Origin of the sequence: Saccharibacillus sp. WB 17, from assembly GCF_008634075.2 — a bacterium.
GTDB lineage: Bacteria > Bacillota > Bacilli > Paenibacillales > Paenibacillaceae > Saccharibacillus > Saccharibacillus brassicae.
In genome coordinates, this window is sequence record NZ_VPFK02000010.1 from 50,575 (window position 1) to 66,464 (window position 15,890).

The 15,890-nt window shown below is 48.8% G+C and carries 17 protein-coding genes; 13 read left to right on the top strand and 4 right to left on the bottom strand.

The annotated features are described in order from the left end of the window. Positions 1-31: 31 nt before the first annotated feature. The 7 genes from yycI (at position 32) to rlmH (ending at position 5,665) form a co-directional block, all read left to right on the top strand. Positions 32-772, top strand: coding sequence for a two-component system regulatory protein YycI (yycI, locus tag FTE24_RS02955; RefSeq protein ID WP_150234379.1), 741 nt, complete (start codon positions 32-34; stop codon positions 770-772). Between the two features lie 30 nt (positions 773-802). Beyond that, entirely contained in the window at positions 803-1,618 is an 816-nt protein-coding gene (locus tag FTE24_RS02960) for an MBL fold metallo-hydrolase (RefSeq protein WP_141450425.1), read from the top strand. A 195-nt stretch (positions 1,619-1,813) separates the two neighbouring features. Continuing rightward, the gene (locus tag FTE24_RS02965) at positions 1,814-3,049 is read left to right on the top strand and encodes a S1C family serine protease (protein ID WP_150234377.1); all 1,236 of its coding nucleotides are present in this window, start codon (positions 1,814-1,816) and stop codon (positions 3,047-3,049) included. A 54-nt stretch (positions 3,050-3,103) separates the two neighbouring features. Beyond that, the gene (locus tag FTE24_RS02970; protein WP_141447777.1) at positions 3,104-3,271 is read left to right on the top strand and encodes a CxxH/CxxC protein; all 168 of its coding nucleotides are present in this window, start codon (positions 3,104-3,106) and stop codon (positions 3,269-3,271) included. Between the two features lie 124 nt (positions 3,272-3,395). Next, on the top strand, positions 3,396-4,463 hold the full coding sequence (locus FTE24_RS02975) for a YdcF family protein (protein ID WP_150234375.1): 1,068 nt from the start codon (positions 3,396-3,398) through the stop codon (positions 4,461-4,463). Positions 4,464-4,540: 77 nt separating this feature from the next. Next, positions 4,541-5,023: a transcription elongation factor GreA gene (greA, locus tag FTE24_RS02980; RefSeq protein WP_150234373.1), complete on the top strand. Its 483-nt coding sequence runs from the start codon at positions 4,541-4,543 to the stop codon at positions 5,021-5,023. 162 nt (positions 5,024-5,185) lie between these two features. After that, positions 5,186-5,665, top strand: coding sequence for a 23S rRNA (pseudouridine(1915)-N(3))-methyltransferase RlmH (gene rlmH, locus FTE24_RS02985; RefSeq protein WP_141447774.1), 480 nt, complete (start codon positions 5,186-5,188; stop codon positions 5,663-5,665). 125 nt (positions 5,666-5,790) lie between these two features. Here the strand turns inward: rlmH and FTE24_RS02990 are convergent, their stop codons facing one another. Continuing rightward, positions 5,791-6,426, bottom strand: coding sequence for a serine/threonine protein kinase (locus FTE24_RS02990; RefSeq protein WP_150234371.1), 636 nt, complete (start codon positions 6,424-6,426; stop codon positions 5,791-5,793). A gap of 148 nt (positions 6,427-6,574) precedes the next feature. On the opposite strand from FTE24_RS02990, the gene FTE24_RS02995 reads away from it, so the two are divergent. Beyond that, entirely contained in the window at positions 6,575-6,925 is a 351-nt protein-coding gene (locus FTE24_RS02995) for a hypothetical protein (protein ID WP_150234369.1), read from the top strand. 23 nt (positions 6,926-6,948) lie between these two features. Here the strand turns inward: FTE24_RS02995 and FTE24_RS03000 are convergent, their stop codons facing one another. Both FTE24_RS03000 and FTE24_RS23545 read right to left on the bottom strand, forming a co-directional pair. Continuing rightward, positions 6,949-7,701 carry a zinc ribbon domain-containing protein gene (locus tag FTE24_RS03000; RefSeq protein WP_160441625.1) on the bottom strand — a complete coding sequence of 251 codons (753 nt, stop codon included), beginning with the start codon at positions 7,699-7,701 and terminating at the stop codon, positions 6,949-6,951. 153 nt (positions 7,702-7,854) lie between these two features. After that, positions 7,855-8,085, bottom strand: coding sequence for a recombinase family protein (locus FTE24_RS23545; RefSeq protein ID WP_150234365.1), 231 nt, complete (start codon positions 8,083-8,085; stop codon positions 7,855-7,857). Between the two features lie 746 nt (positions 8,086-8,831). On the opposite strand from FTE24_RS23545, the gene FTE24_RS03010 reads away from it, so the two are divergent. From FTE24_RS03010 to FTE24_RS03020, 3 genes are all read left to right on the top strand, one after another. Continuing rightward, a complete protein-coding gene (locus tag FTE24_RS03010; protein WP_150234363.1) occupies positions 8,832-9,653 on the top strand; it encodes an NYN domain-containing protein in 822 nt (273 codons plus the stop codon). Between the two features lie 245 nt (positions 9,654-9,898). Then, complete coding sequence (locus tag FTE24_RS03015; protein ID WP_160441627.1) at positions 9,899-10,780, top strand: serine/threonine protein kinase; 882 nt, start codon at positions 9,899-9,901, stop codon at positions 10,778-10,780. A gap of 1 nt (position 10,781) precedes the next feature. Beyond that, the gene (locus FTE24_RS03020; RefSeq protein ID WP_150234359.1) at positions 10,782-11,981 is read left to right on the top strand and encodes a hypothetical protein; all 1,200 of its coding nucleotides are present in this window, start codon (positions 10,782-10,784) and stop codon (positions 11,979-11,981) included. Here FTE24_RS03020 and FTE24_RS03025 read toward each other — a convergent pair. Then, the gene (locus FTE24_RS03025) at positions 11,971-12,675 is read right to left on the bottom strand and encodes a hypothetical protein (RefSeq protein WP_150234357.1); all 705 of its coding nucleotides are present in this window, start codon (positions 12,673-12,675) and stop codon (positions 11,971-11,973) included. The two genes, FTE24_RS03020 and FTE24_RS03025, sit on opposite strands and share 11 nt — an antisense overlap. Before the next feature lie 586 nt (positions 12,676-13,261). Between FTE24_RS03025 and FTE24_RS03030 the strand changes: the two genes are divergently transcribed. Together FTE24_RS03030 and FTE24_RS03035 are read left to right on the top strand one after the other, a co-directional pair. Further along, positions 13,262-14,347, top strand: coding sequence for a 5-methyltetrahydropteroyltriglutamate--homocysteine S-methyltransferase (locus FTE24_RS03030; RefSeq protein ID WP_150234355.1), 1,086 nt, complete (start codon positions 13,262-13,264; stop codon positions 14,345-14,347). A 37-nt stretch (positions 14,348-14,384) separates the two neighbouring features. Beyond that, entirely contained in the window at positions 14,385-15,875 is a 1,491-nt protein-coding gene (locus FTE24_RS03035; protein WP_150234353.1) for an aldehyde dehydrogenase family protein, read from the top strand. Positions 15,876-15,890: the final 15 nt, after the last annotated feature.

Below are 15,890 nucleotides of genomic sequence, written 5' to 3' on the forward strand. Positions count from 1 at the left end.
CGGACGGCCGGGCAAAAGGGGGAGACGGGACTTGGATTGGGGAAGGGCGAAGAACGTATTGATCTATGCGTTTCTGCTGCTGAATCTGGTGCTGGGCTACCAGCTCTGGAACGACTTCCGCGAGCAGCAGGGCGTAAGCCTCGGCTTCGGCTCGCTGAGCGAGAGCACGCAGCGCGCGATGGAAGAGAAAAATATCCAGGTGCTGACTTCGATCCCGGCCGATACGCCGAGCCTGCCGAAGATCTCGTACCGCTACGTCCGCCAGGCTTCGAGCGAACCGGTGCAGCTGGAAGTTCCGGCCGACAGCAAGCTGATCTTCGCGCCGAACGACCTGGCTTCGGCTCTGAAAAACGAGATCCCGCAGATCGGGACGTACAGCTACGACGCTTTTGCGGCGGGCGGCAGCGGGGACGGTTCGTTCACGCTGCATCCGCTGTTCGAGCGGCAGTGGCCGCTGTTCAACGCAAGCCTGGAACTTTTTTATACCGATCAGAAGATTACCGCTTACCGCGGCGCCCCGGTCGACATCCAGGGAGCCGGCGGCGAGACGGAAGTGCTGCCCGCGCAGAAAGCGCTCGGCACGCTGATCGAGAATTATCTGCCCGAAGGCGCGGTGGTGAAGGAGATCGTACTGGGCTTCTACGGCCAGACGTTCGATTCGGAGACGCAGGTGGCGGCGCCGGTGTGGCGCTTCACGATCGAGAGCGACGCGAACCCTTCATACAGCGTGTACTACGTGCAGGGAGCAAGCGGAGACGTTATCAGTCCCTGAGCAGCGGAGAGAAGGAGATTATCAATGAGTATGGGAATGCGTTTTACCGTATTGTCGAGCGGATCGACGGGCAACGCCACGGTGATCGAGCTGGGCGGCACGACGCTGCTGGTCGACGCGGGGCTTAGCGCGAGAAGGGTGGAAGACCTGCTGCGCGAACGCGACGTGTCGCCGGAGCAGCTCAGCGGCATCCTCGTCACGCACGAACACACGGACCACGTCAAAGGGGTAGGGGCGCTTGCGCGCAAGTACAAGCTGCCGATCTACGCGAACGAGAAGACGTGGGAAGCGATGAAAAAATACGTCGGGCAGATCGAGCCGGCCCAGCGCAAAATTCTGGAAACGGGCACGGCGGCGGACTTCGGTTCGCTGCGCGCCGAATCGTTCGGCATTTCGCACGACGCGGCGGAGCCGGTCGGCTACACGTTCGACGACGGCATCCACAAGCTGAGCCTCGCGACCGATCTCGGCTATATGAGCGACCGGGTCAAGGAAGCGATCTACGACTCCGACGTGCTCGTGCTGGAGTCGAACCACGATATCGAGATGCTGCGCATGGGGCGTTACCCGTGGAACATCAAGCGGCGGATTCTTAGCGATATCGGCCACTTGTCCAACAACGCGGCGGGCGAAGCGTTAAGCGAGCTGCTGAACGGCCGCTTGAAGCGCACGTATCTGGCCCACCTCAGCCGCGACCACAACATGATGGACATCGCGCGCATGACGGTGCGCTGCTCGATGGAAGACAGCGGCGTCTTTTTCAAGGACAGCGAATTCGAACTGCGCGACACGTACTGGAACATGCCGACGCCGTGGGACGAAGTCGGCAGCAAAAGCGGCGAATAAGCACGGAATAAGCACGGAATAAGCGCCGAATAATCGAGGCAGGGCTCTGATCGGCGTCGGCAGGCAAGCAAACGGTTTAATGGATAGAGGACCACGCGCAGTCAACGAGAGTTCGAAGCTGCCGCTCCGGACGACCGGCCCCAGACCGGCCGATCCCGCGGCGGACGGCGTGCATAGATGGAAGGAAGGATGACCATGAGCCTGTTTGACGACGAATATTACGGCGGAAGCGGACGCAGCAGCGGCTTCGCCGAGCGTGGCACCCGCCGCGGACGCCAGGGCTCCGGCAGAAGCGGCCGCGGCCGAAGAGCGGGCGGAGCCGGCAGCGCCGTGCTCGGCGCGGTCATCGGCTCGCTGCTGACCGTGCTGCTGCTCGGCGGCGTGTTTGCCGCGTTCGTGCTGCCCCGGGTGAACACGGGCGCGCTGGCTTCGGCGGCGTCTTCGGGCGATCCGTACGATCGCATCGTGCAGGCCGCCGCTTCCGTGCGGCCCGCGGTCGTCAGCATCGTGAATCACCGCACGGCCGGCGAGACGACGCTTGAGAACGCCGCGCTCGGTTCGGGCGTCGTGTTCCAGAAGCAGGGCGGCAAAGCGTATATCATCACGAATCACCATGTCATCGCCGGCGCCGAAGAACTGGAAGCGGTGCTGACCGACGGCACGCGCCTCAAAGCCAAAGCGGTCGGCTCGGACCTCATCACCGATATCGCCGTGCTGGAAGTGGACGCCGGCAAAGTCCGGGCCGTGGCGAAGATCGGCAATTCGGATCAGCTCGATCTCGGCGAGACGGTGATCGCGCTCGGCAATCCGCTCGGCCTCGGCGATACGCTGACCTCGGGCATCGTCAGTTATCCCAAGCGGATCATGCCCGTCTCGCTCAACGAAGACGGCGTCTACGACTGGGAGCAGCAGGTGATCCAGACCGACGCCGCGATTAACGAAGGCAACAGCGGCGGCGCGCTGGTCGACCTCGACGGCCGCCTGATCGGCATCAACACGATGAAGATCGCCAGCACCGGGGTGGAAGGGATCGGCTTCGCCATTCCGGTCAATCAGGTCATGGCGACGGCGGGCGAGCTGCTCGAGAGCGGCCGGATCAGCCGGCCTTACCTCGGCGTGTACTCGCTCGATCTGAGCAACCCGTACGCCCCGATGGCCGAAGACCAGGTCGACAAGCTCAAGCTGCCGAGCGGCGTCGACAAAGGCGTCGTCGTGCTGGAATCGCTCGGCCCCGCCAAGGACGCCGGCATCAAGCTCAACGACGTAATCGTCGGCTTCGACAACCGGTCGATCGATTCGACGCTCATGCTGCGCAAATACTTATACGGCTACAAAAAAATCGGCGAGAAAATGAGCATCAGCTATTACCGCGACGGCAAAAAGCAGAAAGCGACCGTGACGCTCGGGGAACGTCCGGAAGCGAGCCAATAGCTGCTGTTTGCGCCGCCTCTCTTTTTTCAAATCCAACAACCGGGAGTGTCTGTCATGTACTGTGTATGCAAGCAGCATATCGAGAACGCGCTTGAACAATTTCTGGACGAATACGCGGAAGCGCCGGACCTGGTGAACCTGCAGGAGACGGAATTCTCCGATTGGGACCCGCCGCTCCAATGCGCGCACTGCGAAGAGCCGGCCATCGTGCTGGTCGTGTAGACCGCCTTCCATATTCTACGACCGAATTCTACGACCGACGGACGGGGCCGCCCGCAGGATCCGGCAATGCCGGGCTGCAGGCGGCCTGTTCGGCCGGCGGGACGAAAGGGAGCTTTGACAACCGATGATCTTCCTTTTTAGCTATGGGCTGACCGCCCTCATTCTGCTGGCTTTCGTCGTCAGCTACCTCCGCGACAAACGCCGTATCCGCGTCGGCATGCTGCTGACTTCCGGGCTGCTGCTGCTCGCTTTTTCCCTCATGATCAGCGTGATCCAGGTTGCCGACGACAATGCCGCCGTCATGTATGCCGCCGCTTTCGGCGCGCTGGCCTTCGTCGTGCTGCTGCCTCTGCTCGTTATCGGCACCGGAGCCGGACTGCTCTACAACGCACGCATTTTATGGAGAAAAGAAGGCTTCAAACCGAAAAACCTGCTCACGCTCGGTCTCGGACTGCTGATCTTCGCGTACCTCGGCCTGCTGCTGTTCTCCCCGCTGTGGACCCACCGCGAAGAACTGGCGCTGCCGATCGGCCTCATGACGGCGGTCACCGGGTATTTCGGCTTCATTTTCCTGTGCTACCTCGTCTCGTGCGTGCTGTACAATCTGGTGCGTCCGCGCGCGCCGCGCGACTACATCGTCGTGCTCGGCGCCGGGCTCAAAGGCGACAAAGTGACGCCGCTGCTCGCCGGACGGCTCAAGCGCGGCATCGCTTTTTACCGCAAGCAGGAAGATCTGCTCTACACGCCGCCCGTGTTCGTCGTCTCCGGAGGCAAAGGCTCGGACGAGATCATCCCGGAAGCCGCCGCCATGCGCAATTATTTGCTGGAACAGGACATTCCCGACGCGCAGATCCGTATGGAAGACCAATCGGTGAACACGCTGGAGAATATGGCTTTTTCCAAACAGATCATGGATGCCGAAAGCGGCGAAGGCAAGTACACCTGCGTGTTCGCGACCAACAACTTCCACCTGTTCCGGGCCGGCGTCTACGCGCGCAAAGCGGGGCTGCAAGCTGACGGGATCGGGTCGAAGACCGCTTTTTACTACCTGCCGAACGCTTTTATCCGCGAGTACGTCGCCATCTTGTCCATGTACCGCAAATGGCATATGCTGCTGCTCGGCACGCTCGTGATCCTGTTCGGCCTTATGGCGCTTGCGCTCTGGTGGTCGAACCGCTCGCTCGTCGCCTAATTTGGCAATGGGTCGATTGTTGGCGCGAAAAAGGGTACACTAGGGAGAGAAGTTATTCGAGTGGGGTGAGCAAAAGCATGGCAGACGAAGAAGTGGTAGTACTGACCCAAGAAGGATTCGACAAGCTCCAGGCGGAGCTCGACGACCTTAAATACGTGAAACGCAAAGAGCTGGCGGCGCGTATCAAGCTCGCGATCAGCTACGGCGACCTGAAGGAAAACAGCGAGTACCATTCGGCCAAGAACGACCAGGCTTTCATGGAGACGCGCATTATCATTTTGGAAAAAATGCTGATTAAAGCCCGGATCGCGGAGGCAAGCAGCGGCAGTTCCGGCATTATCGGCGTGGGTTCGAACGTGGTCCTCAAAGACATCGAGTTCGGCGACACGCTGGAATACCAGGTGGTCGGACCGGCCGAAGCGGACGTTGTGGACGGCAAGATCTCGTACGAAAGCCCGCTCGGCAAAGCGCTGATGGGCAAAAAAGTCGGCGAGAAGATCAACGTCGACGCCCCGATGGGCACGATTCATTACGAGCTGCTGGAAGTCAAAGGCTCGTAGGGAAGCGGCGCTTGAGCAGGATGGGCGTTCAAAGCTGAACAGATCGGAAAAGAAAAGACGGCTGACCGGCGGATACGCGCGGGTGCCGTCTTTTTTGCGCTGTCGGGCGCACTCTATCGTATAATGGAAGCATCACATCACGAACGGAAACCGGGAGGACTTATGTTCATTCAAATCATCGGAGTCGGCAAGTTAAAAGAAAAATACCTCGTTCAAGGTATCGCGGAATACAGCAAACGGCTGACGCCGTACCTCAAGCTGCAAATCGTCGAAGTGCCCGACGAGAAAGCGCCTGACAGCTTAAGCGACGCGGAAGTGAAGATCGTGAAAGACAAAGAAGGCGAGCGCATCCTGAGCCACATCAAGCCCGACGCCCACGTCATCGCTCTGGCGCTGGACGGCAAGATGTGGAGTTCCGAGGACCTGGCCTCCGAGCTCGACCGACTGGGCACCTACGGCAGCAGCCACGTCGTCTTCGTGATCGGCGGCAGCCACGGCATCAGCGACGACGTCCTGAAGCGCGCCCAGCAGAAGCTGTGCTTCGGGCGCATGACGCTGCCGCACCAGCTGATGCGTCTGGTGCTGGTGGAACAGGTGTATCGGGCGGTGAAGATTAATCGGGGGGAACCGTATCATAAGTAGAGCAAATTTCAGAATGTACAACATGAGAGTCGAAAGTAGACAAAACCTTAGTTGGAATTTAAAGATTGTCACAGCAGTATAGCCCTCGAATTCTCAGGGCTATACTATCTATCACAACTATTAACTTAATCTTTTTCTTCAAGATGCTTAATTACATCTTTCAAATGTTTGGTAAACCCTTGGTCTCCAAGATTATTGTGTCTACCATCATAAGTACTTGAATTAGCGTTATACAAGGAGCCTTTTGAGAAAATTACAAAGTCTCCACCTAATACTCTCACTACAGTACGAGCTGTTCTAGGTAATGGCTTTCCGTTGTACTCACCATGCTCAGAATAGCTTCGGTTAATATAACTTCCAGGAGTGATTTCCGTAAGTTCTTCCGAATCACGGCTAAGATTTTCATATACGCCACTAGCGTCTAAAGAAGATGTGATTATACGGAAGTGAGCCCATTCTAATGGCGATCCGGGAAAAGATTGAAATCTTAGACTATAAATTTTAAGGATATGTGAAAGACTATCGAACTTTACTTCGATGCATCCTTGTTCGTTAGATTCCTTAGCACTGCTTAAATCTAAACCTCCACCGGAAGGGAAGAAGGTGTGATTGGAGGCTTCCGAGTTACCGATTCCATTGAGAACTTCAATGATTTTTGTTTTATTTGTCCACTCGAACGTTTCTGGAATACCGCTTGGAAAAAGTTGATTCAAAAGCGTCTCCCAGTTTGATAACTCTTTTTGTCTAAAATCAGCATTCATTTTATTTCCTCCCTCATATTAAAAATGGTGATTAAAGGATATCATTTTGGTGAATAAATAGCAAATAATCAGAAAAATAATCTATCCTTCTTAAGAAAATGTGTTATAATCATTTATATTCCTAAAAGCCAGAAAGAAGGGGTAGATTATGAACAAAGAAACGGCCGTGGTAAAAGTAAATAAGAAAAACAATTTATTCCCTGATAGTTTTGCGAATTTAACTCTAAACGAGTTAATCAGCAGAGAAGATGTGGATATTGTTAAAAAAGGTAATAAATTGAGCTTGAGTAGAAAAACAGCTAGTGATAATTTGACTTTGGAGTACACTACATTTGATGAAGCAGAGTCTATCACATTGACTACTGTAAAGAAAACCAAGAAGAAAAAAGAATTAGCTGACTTGGCGAAAAAGATGTATAAAGAAGGTAAAACTCAGAATGAAATAGCTCAATACATTGATGCTTCTCAGCCTTACGTTTCCAAGCTTTTAAAGCTTTAGTTCATAACCAACATGTATGGATTTCAAACTATTAGCTGGATTTTTTGATACTCTGATTGTTGCCTTAAATATAAATTAGCCCCTTCTGCTGTTGTATCAGCAGAAGGGGCTTCATTTAAAAAATGCTTCTGAGCTTCTTTATTAAACGCTAACTCGATTCTATCAACCCGTTTGCTCTCATCTAGAGTAATTCGCTTCACAATCAAGTGAAGCAATGTCTTTCGCTGTGTAAATGGCGATCGTTGTAGCAACTCCTCAAACCTCTCCATCAAGGAACGTACAAATTCGTAAGGGACCGGCTCCGACTGGTCTTCTCGAACCGTCGCCTCCAGCTTCGACCTTCGCCTCAGCTCTACATCCAGCTCCTCATTAAGTTCTCTAAGGCGTTCACTAAACAGCGCCCGATCAATCTCATCCATCTCGTAAAGCTCCAGGTACTTCCGTTTCTTCTCTTCCAGTTTCTCAATGCGAGACTTTACAGTTGTGAGTTCAGTCAGCGCCGGTTTAGACTGCTGAGTCCTTTGCTCATTCACTCTCTGAACAATCGCCTTCAAAATCGAAGGGTTCTCGACGACGCTACGAATCCGATCAGTCACCGCTTGCTCTGCTTCCAGCTTGCGAACACTATTGGCGTGGCAAACAGAACTTCCTTGACTACGAAACCGGCTACACGAGTAATACATACGAGTCACTTTGGTTCCGTCTTTCATCTTGTTAACCGTTCGGCTGGCGGTCATCGCCGCCCCGCATTCGGGGCAGCGGATGAGTCCGGTCAATAGGTATTCGCCTTCAAAGCGCTTCTGAGGCATCTTAGATTTTTTTTGTTGAAGGAGCTGGACTTTCTCCCACAACTCTTCGGAAATGATCGCCGGGTGCAGTCCTTCCGCGATGATCTCGTTATTGCTCTGGCTCCACTAGCGTTTTTCGGATCAATTCTCGTAGCGATTATAGCGGATCTTTACCACGAACATGGGGTTGGTCACAATGTTCTTGATGGCCGTCATGGAGAACGGCTTTTTTCGCTTCGCCCGATGGCCTTCTTGATTTAGCTCGTTGGTACAGATGATACTCCACATAGTGAAGAGATCGTACAACATAAGGAAGAAGAGAACCAACATAGTGAAAGAAAAGTACAATATAATGGAGACGAAATCCAACATAACGAAGGATTAGTTCAACATTAAAGTTTAAAAAATCCAAAATTACAAAAGATTCAAAAGAGAGTAAACGTTAAAAAAGAGCAACGAGTTCTGAGATGATGGAGGTTATCGTGGAATTGTATACAGTAAGAGAAGTGGATAAGAGCAAGATTGCGCTTTGATCCATACAAAAGAAGACTCAACGTTCAATCAGTATCTAATGAAGTTAGTACAAGAACAGAAATTGTTCAAAATCTAAGATAAAGAAAATAAGATTTAGGTTTATAATACATAATATTACTTCTAAACAGACGACTGAACGAGTATCCTACAGCAACCATTTATTCTTTGATTGGCTCCCGTTCACGCTGCTTCTTAGAATGTTCATAGGAGAGCATCGTTTTCTCCAAGCCACGGGTAAGTAAATTTTTTGGAATCCCTGTGGATCTTATCTTCTAAATTGCCTTTAAGATATCTCGGCAGGTCGAGAGGCTGATGGCTTCTCCACGTCGGAAAAAGCATATATAAGATCGTATTTCTGATCTCCTTACAGGTCCAGACACGTTTGATGAGGTGGTCTTCCTATTCGACGAGCTTTTCGTAAGCATCCATATTAAAGGACATTTTTTCACATCCTGAGAGCTGATTTTTGGATCAGCGGCCCTCAGGTTGTTTTTTTTCATAACACAAAGCAAAGGTAAACAAAAAAACCACTTACGTGGCTTTTTATGGCATGATATGATTTGTAAAAAACAGAGGTGAATTGGTTGAAAGTTAACATATTCATAGACGGTACATGGTTATTTAAAGTTCAAGACAAAGTTTTAAAAAAGGCCAGGATAGCTAGTGAAAGCCAGAGACCTATCGTCATAGATTTTAATAAACTGAGCAATCTTATTTTGAAGCATGTGAAAGATAATGGTCATGGGGACTGTAATGGATTTGGAGAACGACACTGTTGCATATCGGTTCTTCAACTTCCTACTGACTTAGATACTTGGAAAAATAAAAAGGTATGGGAGATAGACGGAAGTAACAAAGCTAACAACTATATTTTGAGACCAGAAGATGTAAAAAAAACAAGAACAAATAGTCATGCTAGAAAGCGATTCGCTGAAAGAGCAATAAATTCTGGATTTGAAAGTAGCTCTGTACTAACACCTAACTTAAAAGCTTGGATGGTACAAAAGTTGTCTAATGGCACTTTCCAAGAGAAACAAGTAGATACTACTGTAGTAGCTTTATTAGTGAAATCTGCTATAACAAAAAGTGAAGAAATTCATGTAGTTATTGCAGGTGATGCAGATATCTTACCCGCTATAAAAATTGCTTATCCTGAGTTTAGCAAAAAAATTATGATCGTTACTACCCATCCTGATGAACTAAAAGCAGAACATAGGCAGTCTTCATATTCTTATCAGCAAGAAGATTTTGAAATCCCAGCACTTTATTTGCAAGATCATGTTAAAGATATAATGGAAGGAAATGCAGTACAATGTCCAAATTGTCATGGGGTTTTTGTGGAAACTCGAAATCTCCCTAAAGGAAGACGATCTTACTGTCACGCATGTGAATCTGAACGCACTTAGACTTTCGGGAGCAACGAAAAAAGCCACTTATAAAAAGTGGCTTTTTTCGTTGCCGAAATACCCAGCGAGGGAAATTTATCATAAGTAACAGCAACGCAGAAATAAAAGTAGTTAATTCATACAAGAGATGTTTATACTATACTAAGCTTGTGAGATGCATAGGTATTAAGGTATAATTTGGTTTACAAATAAGCTTTAGGTCACTTTCTTAAAGATAAAAATGACGAAAGTATAGGAGGATGGGCATGGAAACACCGAGACTAACTGCAGAGGATGTACAACTTAGTATATCTGAGGTAGAACAAGTTGAATTTTTAGATAGAGGCGGACAAAAAGTGGTTTTTTCATGCTGCATCGACGGTAAACCCTATGTCATTAAGTTTATTAAGATCAAAGAGGATATGACCGAAGATTCATCGCTTAAAGAGGATATAATCGCTAGAGCAAAAAGAGAAATTGAAATTATGGACAAGTGTTCTAGTGTTAATTTGGTGAAGTTAGGTCCGATAAAAATGAGTGAAATTCAGGTTAAAGGCGAACAGTTACTGTATTTTACAGAGGAATTTGTTGAAGGCACAACCCTGGACAAGGTTTTAAATACAGGACCACTTCAATTGGAACAAGCGCTCACTCTTGCTTTAGACATGACTACCGCCATAGAAAATTTGTGGGGAATAGGAATGATTCATCGTGATATCAAGCCCCAAAATATTATCAGACACATAGATGGACACCATGTACTCTTAGATGCGGGAATTGCTTTTGACTTAAATGCTGAGTCTCTAACATCTTTCGGTCCAGTAGGCACTAGGCTCTATATGTCGCCAGAGCAATTAAGCAGTCCTAGTAGAAAGCTAGATTTTAGGTCAGACTTGTTTCTTTTAGGCATAGTCTTGTATGAAGCGATTTCTGGAGAACATCCATTTTATCAGAGAGGGATGAACGTATCAGAGCTTTTGGGTGGAATCATTAATGCTACGCCTCAGCAGCTCAGAAATAAAGTTGATTCTATACCACCGAACTTAAATAAGATAGTGATGAGATTGCTTGCTAAGCAACCTCATTTACGTTACAGAAATATTGAGATTTTAAAAAAGGAACTGATTAAAGTAAAAGGGGAGATTTAGCATGCTTTTTGCTCAACATGGTTATGGAAAAAGCACAAAAATTGATAGAGCTATGTCTGGGGGCTTTATTTCAGGAGTAGTGTTAAGTCCTAAGGACGAATCAGAAAGCAACCTGCGATCCTGTGTACAAGCAATACATTTAAATCACCCGAGTGCCGAGGTTATGCTAGATCCTCAGTTTTATCATGTACCCTTCGTAAATGCGAACGATAGAAATTTAACTACATACCCTTACTATCCAGGACATTTGTCATTATCCTCTTTTAGAGGGAGACAGCTACAACCGTTAGTAGAAAGAGTTATGGATTATCAAGAAAGTTTAGATACTACATATCTCGTGTCCCCTTGCATACTTATCAATAGCTTTACAGATAGGGAAACACAAATTGTTTTAAATATGGCCCAGGAAGCAATCGATTACAATAGTACATTAGGTAATGGAAAAGAGCTTCTCATATCCTTATTAATTAGTGAGAATGCCTTTAGTGATTTGGCACAGTTGAATCAATTCTTGAATGAGATATCTGTTCTAGATGTACACGGGTTCTATGTAACAATTTCTCGTAACAGCACGGCGTATAATCAAAATTTTGATACCCCAAGTACTTTAACCAATATTTTGACTTTTATATATTCTCTTTCTGAGATTAACATGTATAAGGTTATAATGGGTTACTCTGATTTTGTAGGAATCATGTATCTATCAGTAGGAGCATATTCTATCGCCACTGGATGGCATAATGGGCTCCGTAGATTTACAGTACAACAAAGAGTATTGCCTTCAACTGGAGGAAGGCAACCCAGACATAGATACTCCTGTTGGCCTTTATTTAATACATTACTTTTAACTGAATTAGATTCGGTTTCTGATGTCACAGGATTATTACCTAGAATTATGTCCAATACTAGTTATGATAGTAGAATTACCCAAGCAACATATCCTTCATCTGCCCTTTGGGATAAAGATGGTGGACATATGCAACATTGGGAAGCACTTAAAAATGCGATAGACTCTATTATTACGCCATATTCAGATGTAACCAGTAGATTAGATACTTTAATGTCAGCTATCGTAAACGCTCAGGGACTTTATGTTTTGATGAATCAAAGATATGTCCCACTGGAAGTTAGTTCGAGTGAGATGCACCTTTCAGTTTGGGAAGAAGCAATCACTAATTTTAGAATTCAGGCTAATGTTTAACTGCTGAACGTCTTTTTTCTTCTATTGCTAAAGCAATTCCAATCAAATTATAAGACTTCTTTCTTGGTTGTATCTTTTTTGGTTTGAATAATATTTCTTCTAGGCCTAGTTCATCAATTTGAATTAGGCCTATGTTGTTTGCATAAAACGCTTCGATATTTGCTAGAGCAGCATTTATATTTTTCTTAGGCATTACTACAAAAGAGAAATTAGAAAAGCCTTTATACTGGTTAGCTTGATATAAAGCTCTTTTCCAATTGTGAAGCTTAACTTCATAAGCATAAAGTTCAGCATTGGGTAAAGAAAACTCGTCTGAAATTAAATAGCTTCCATATGAGTTTTTACATGCAATCTGATTTTTTTCTAAAGAAATAAGCCATTTCTTTAAAGTACGAGAGCTAAGTCCAAGTGCTTTTTGCAAATATTCTTCAGTACGTGGGGCCTTTTTATGCAATAAAGAGATAATATTCGAGCAAGTATAGTGTTTTAATAACTCTATTTGATGCATATCTAAATTTTCATAATCGCTTTTTAAATTAGCCTTAACTAAGTCTGCTCTGCCTTGCCAACAGTCGACTTCGCGTAAAATTACAGTAGAATTATCTAAAGCTTCTCTCATGATTAATTCTATTTTCTCTACTAATTCTTGCTCTGTATAATGCTGTTTTATACTTTCAATTTCATGAGAATACATAATGCTGTGTCCTCTCTTTCATTGATTTCTCACATTCAAATAACTAAAAATTCAACTATAATATTAGCTTTATTGTATCAATTTTTCGCTCTTTAGTCACCGAAACTTCTCTAATCAACATATGCGCCAACTACTTCTTCCGCTCATCACCCATCGGGTTCGACAGCCTCGTGAACTCTCCAGCATGCCTCTTACATATGCGATATTCACGCTTCCGGTTGCCCGCTGCTCCGCCACATCCTCAATCGCTTCTTTCTGTCTAACTAAAACCTTCTTCTGTTCCGCCAGCTCCTCGAACAGTCGCTTATTCAGCATTTCCTCCTCATATTCCGCATCATCAGCCCGCATGCTTTTTGATCGCCAAGCAAACCTCCCCGTATTGGAAAACTGGCCGTACTAATCATACAGTATGTAATATCGTTCCCCATTCACATGTTTTCGTATAGACCGCCAGAGAAGAATCATCGAATCTAAACCCCCCAGCTATCACCCAACCATATGACCAGACATGCTTTTTTCATATGACCAAAATCCCTTCCCCTCATGGTATACTCGTTACAACAAACAGGCAGAAGGAGCAACAGATATGATACCTTTTCGACATGATCACGTAGGCAGCTTTTTACGTCCTGCCGACTTAACTCAGGCACGCGAACAGTACAAATCGGGCGAACTCACGCATGAGGCATTGAGAGCTGTGGAAGATCGGGAGATTATTCGGATCATTGAAAAGCAGAAGGAAAACGGCGTGCTGGCGGTTACGGATGGCGAACTGCGCAGAAGCTGGTGGCATTTCGACTTCCTGGGCGGGCTAGACGGCGTCGAGCTGTACGAGCAAATAGACGGTCCGAAGTTCCACAATATGCAGACGCGCAAAGGCGGGATTCGCGTTGTCGGCAAGGTCGATTTCTCGGCGCATCCTTTCTTGGAAGATTTCAAGTTCGTACAGAAGCATGCGGGCGACGCGGTGGCGAAGCAGACTATTCCGAGTCCGAACATGCTGCTGTATCGCTTGGAGAACGGTGCCAATGTGTATACGGACCGCGAGGCTTTTCTGCAGGACACGATCGCGGCGTATCAAAAAGCGATTCAGGCGTTCTACGACGCGGGCTGCCGCTACCTCCAGTTGGACGATACGGCCTGGGCGGATCTGTTCTCGGAAGCCGGCCATGACAAGCTGCGCGCCAAAGGGCTGGAACCGGCGGAAGAGTTGAAGACGATGCAGCGCATGATCAACGAATCTTTGGCGCACAAACCGGCTGATTTGGTCGTAACGATGCATATTTGCCGCGGCAACTACAAATCCAACTTTTTCTCGACAGGCGGTTACGATTACGCTTCCGAGGTAATCTTCGGCGGCTTGGACGTGGACGGATTGTTTTTGGAATTTGATGACGAGCGCTCCGGCAGTTTCGAGTCGTTGAAGCATGTGAATCGCAAAGATTTGAAAATCGTGCTCGGTCTGCTCACTTCCAAAACGGGACAGTTGGAAAACAAAGAACAGATCAAAGCCCGGATTGCCGAGGCGGCCACCTATGTTCCTCTGGAGCAGCTGTGCTTGAGCCCGCAGTGCGGATTCTCGTCCACGGAAGAAGGCAATATTTTGACGGAAGAACAGCAGTGGCGGAAGCTTCGTTACGTGAAGGAAATCGCGGAAGAAGTTTGGCAGTAAGATCGTCTCATCCAACTCACTCACGGGGGAATCTACCATGACCATTCAAGCAGGCCAGGAACCGGTTACCGTTGAAGCGCTTATTAACGGTCAATCTGTCACATCCTTTTCGCAGTCCGCCAAAGAAAATCCGACCGACCCGGCAGAGATCGTCGGTTACTTCCCGGTCACCACGAAGGAACAAGCCGTCGAAGCGATCGAAGCGGCAGCCGGAGCTTTTCAGACGTGGAAGAAGACCGGCATCGAAGAACGCGTAACGAGAATGCGCAGAGCGATCGAGAAGATCCGGGCCGCCGAGAACGAAATCGTGCATTTGCTGTCCAGGGAGCACGGCAAGCCGCTGTACGATGCGCACGGCGAGATTTACGTCTCGTTGATGTGGATGGAGTTTGCCTGCAAGGAAGCGGCGTCGGCTCTGCAAGAAGAGGTCACCGAGCATGAGAACGGCAAAACGATTCTTGCTTACGATCCGATCGGCGTCGTGGCCGCGATCAGTCCGTGGAACTATCCGATTGCGCTGTCCACGATCAAGATTGCTCCTGCTCTGCTGGCGGGCAACGCGATCGTGCTGAAGCCGAGTCCGTATGCGCCGCTCGCGGCAGCGAAAGTGGCGGAGATCATCGCGAGCGAGTTCCCGGCCGGCGTGATCAACGTGGTTCATGGCGGTGCGGATGTGGGCGTTGAACTGACGACGAATCCTCATGTGGCCAAAATCGCTTTTACCGGCGGGACCGAAACGGCCAAGCATATTATCCGGGCGGCTTCGGAGACGATTAAGGATATGACGCTGGAGCTTGGCGGCAACGATGCGGCGATTTTCCTGGACAGCTTCGACGTGAACGATGAACGCGCCATGCGCCGGATCGTCGTGTCCAATTTCCTGACGACGGGTCAGATCTGCATGATCGCCAAACGCGTGTATGTGCACCGTTCGATCTATGAAGCTTTTGTGGAAAAATATATCGAGGCGGCCAATCGCTGGATCCGGATCGGCGATCCGTTCGATCCCGATACGACGGTAGGCCCGCTCAATAACGTGAAGCAGAAAGAGTACGTGCTGGGTTTGGTCGAAGACGCCAAGCAGCGTGGAGCCAAAGTCATTCCGCTCGGCCGGATTCTGGATCAGCAGGTGTTCGACCAGGGGTATTACCTCCAGCCGACGCTTGTGTTGGACTGCGACGTGCATGACCGGATCGTCGTGGAAGAACAGTTCGGACCTACCGTTCCGATTCTGCCGTTCGACGACGAAGAGCAGGTCATTCGTCTCCATAACGAGAGCATCTACGGATTGACGAGTTCCGTATGGGGGATCGAAGAACAAGCGATCTCCGTTGCGCGTCAACTCGAAGCCGGAACGACGATGATCAATACGGCTGCCGTGCAGGGACTGGACGTCCGCTTCCCGTTCGGAGGCTTCAAGCAGTCCGGGATCGGCCGCGAATACGGCGTGGAAGGCATTCGCACGTATACCGAGCCGCATGTGATCAACGTGCCTAAGATGCTGGATCTTCCTTATATTCCTGAATAAAAAACGATAGAGGCT